2 protein-coding genes and 1 tRNA gene are annotated in these 2,040 nt (G+C 52.4%); 2 read left to right on the top strand and 1 reads right to left on the bottom strand.

Going from position 1 to position 2,040, the window contains the following annotated elements; genetic code table 11:
• The first annotated feature begins 162 nt into the window (after positions 1 to 162).
• The gene (locus PGY33_RS06575; protein ID WP_117488101.1) at positions 163 to 927 is read left to right on the top strand and encodes an HAD hydrolase family protein; all 765 of its coding nucleotides are present in this window, start codon (positions 163 to 165) and stop codon (positions 925 to 927) included.
• A 12-nt stretch (positions 928 to 939) separates the two neighbouring features.
• Positions 940 to 1,713, top strand: a complete 774-nt coding sequence (locus PGY33_RS06570) for a TatD family hydrolase (RefSeq protein ID WP_270477820.1) — start codon at positions 940 to 942, stop codon at positions 1,711 to 1,713.
• A 50-nt stretch (positions 1,714 to 1,763) separates the two neighbouring features.
• Here PGY33_RS06570 and PGY33_RS06565 read toward each other — a convergent pair.
• A tRNA-Ala gene (locus PGY33_RS06565) sits at positions 1,764 to 1,839 on the bottom strand.
• Positions 1,840 to 2,040: the final 201 nt, after the last annotated feature.

Raw genomic sequence — 2,040 nt, 5'->3', positions numbered from 1 at the left:
CACAAAATTTCCGCAAAGCACCGCGGCAGTGCGACCGGAGCCTGCACAAGGAGCCGCCGCTTTAATTGTGCGGTGTTGCCTTAAGAACAGAGTGGAGAGTGAAGAGTAGAGATTTATGTTTTCTGCACTCTCTGCTCTTCACTCTGTTATTGAGGGTTTTACATGCACAAAAAATACTTCTTTTTTGATATTGACGGCACGCTTTCCACCGGTCTCACCACCATGATGCCGGAAAGCGCAGTAAAGGCACTGGCGCAGCTTCGTGCGAACGGCCACTTTACCGCCATTGCGACCGGACGGCTGCAGGCATCTGCAGCAGCCGTTGCCGCGCGCTACGGCTTCACGGACATTGTAGCGGACGGCGGCTGGAGCGTAACGCACAACGGCGAAATTGTCGAGATGGAGTCGCTGCCGGCGGCCGACTGCATTGCGCTGATCGAGCGGCTTGAGCAGGCCGGTATTCCGTGGGCGGTGTCGCCGGAGAATGAGAAACTATGCGTAACAACGGATAAAAATTATCTTCCGTATGCACCGGAGAACTACTTCCCTGTTCTGTGGGACCCGCATTTTGATTATCACAGGCTGGAGCATCTGTACAAGGTTTACTACGTCTGCACGCCTGATGAGGAGAATCATATTGACGCGGGCGGTCTGCCGCTTGTGCGGTACAATCCCCATGTGATTTTCGTTGAGCCGAAGGAAAAACAGCGAGGTATTCGCTATTTTCAGCAGCTTTTATCCATTCCAGATGAGGATATTGTGGTGTTTGGCGACGGCATGAACGACATCTGCATGTTCGGTCAGGGATGGCTGTCGATTGCGATGGGCAATGCCCGCGCCGCGCTCAAGGAGAAAGCGGATTACATCACAACCGACGTGGATAAGGACGGACTTTGGAACGCCTGCAGGCATTTCGGCTGGATTTGAGGAAGGTTTACTATGCTTTTTGATACACATGCACACTATGACGATGAACGGTTCGACGAGGACCGCGATACGCTGCTGGCTTCCATGCCCGAGAACAATGTCGGCCTGATTCTCAATCCCGGCTGCGATGTGGAAAGCTCGCGCAAAGCGGTCAGCTACGCGAATAAATATCCATTTTTATATGCGGCGGTCGGTATTCACCCGGAGAACATCGAGGACGGCTGGGAGGCTGATCTGGAGACCATCCGCGCACTGGCACAGAACGAAAGCAAGGTTCGCGCCATCGGCGAAATTGGTCTTGACTATTACTGGGAAAAAGACGAGCGTGCACGTGCGCGGCAGCAGGTTGTATTTGCCCGCCAAATGAAGCTGGCGCGTGCACTGCACCTTCCTGTCATCGTGCATGACCGCGATGCGCACGCCGACAGCATGGAGATCACCCGTCGGTATCCGGATGTGATCGGCGTGTACCACTGCTATGCCGGTCACATCGAAATGGCACGCGAACTGCTGAAACTCGGGTATTATCTGTCATTCACCGGTGTTATCACGTTCAAAAATGCCAAAAAAGCGAAGGAAGTCATTCGTGAAGTGCCGATTGAGCGATTGATGATCGAGACCGATTCGCCCTACATGGCACCCGAGCCGTTTCGCGGCCGCCGTAATTCCTCGCTGTATGTGCATCGCATGGCTGAGACTATCGCGGAAATCAAGGGCATGAGTGCCGCAGAGGTTGAACGGATTACAACCGAAAACGGCAGACAGCTGTTTGGTATTTCCGGGTAAGATAGAACAAAACAGGGACAAGAGGTAAAATCTCTTGTCCCTGTTTTGTATGGTGGAGACGGTGGGGATCGAACCCATGACCTCTTGACTGCCAGTCAAACGCTCTCCCAGCTGAGCTACGCCCCCGATTCGGCTAAAATAACTTCGTATAAAAATTATAACGCAACGGATCGGTTAATGTCAAGCACAGAGCATCTGGCAGTATCACCGAAATCGCAAAGTAAAAATTGGTAGTGCTGCCTAAAATTTAGGCGGAACTGCCAATTTTTATCCGCTGCTGTGACTCCATCCCAAACTTTGTGTAAACCTCCAACAAGGTGTAGAATA

The sequence above is a fragment of the Butyricicoccus sp. AF18-9LB genome, from assembly GCF_027684505.1.
GTDB classification, from domain to species: Bacteria; Bacillota; Clostridia; order Oscillospirales; family Butyricicoccaceae; genus Agathobaculum; species Agathobaculum butyriciproducens.
Note: the sequence above shows the minus strand (reverse complement) of the source record. Positions and strands in the feature narration are given on the sequence as shown.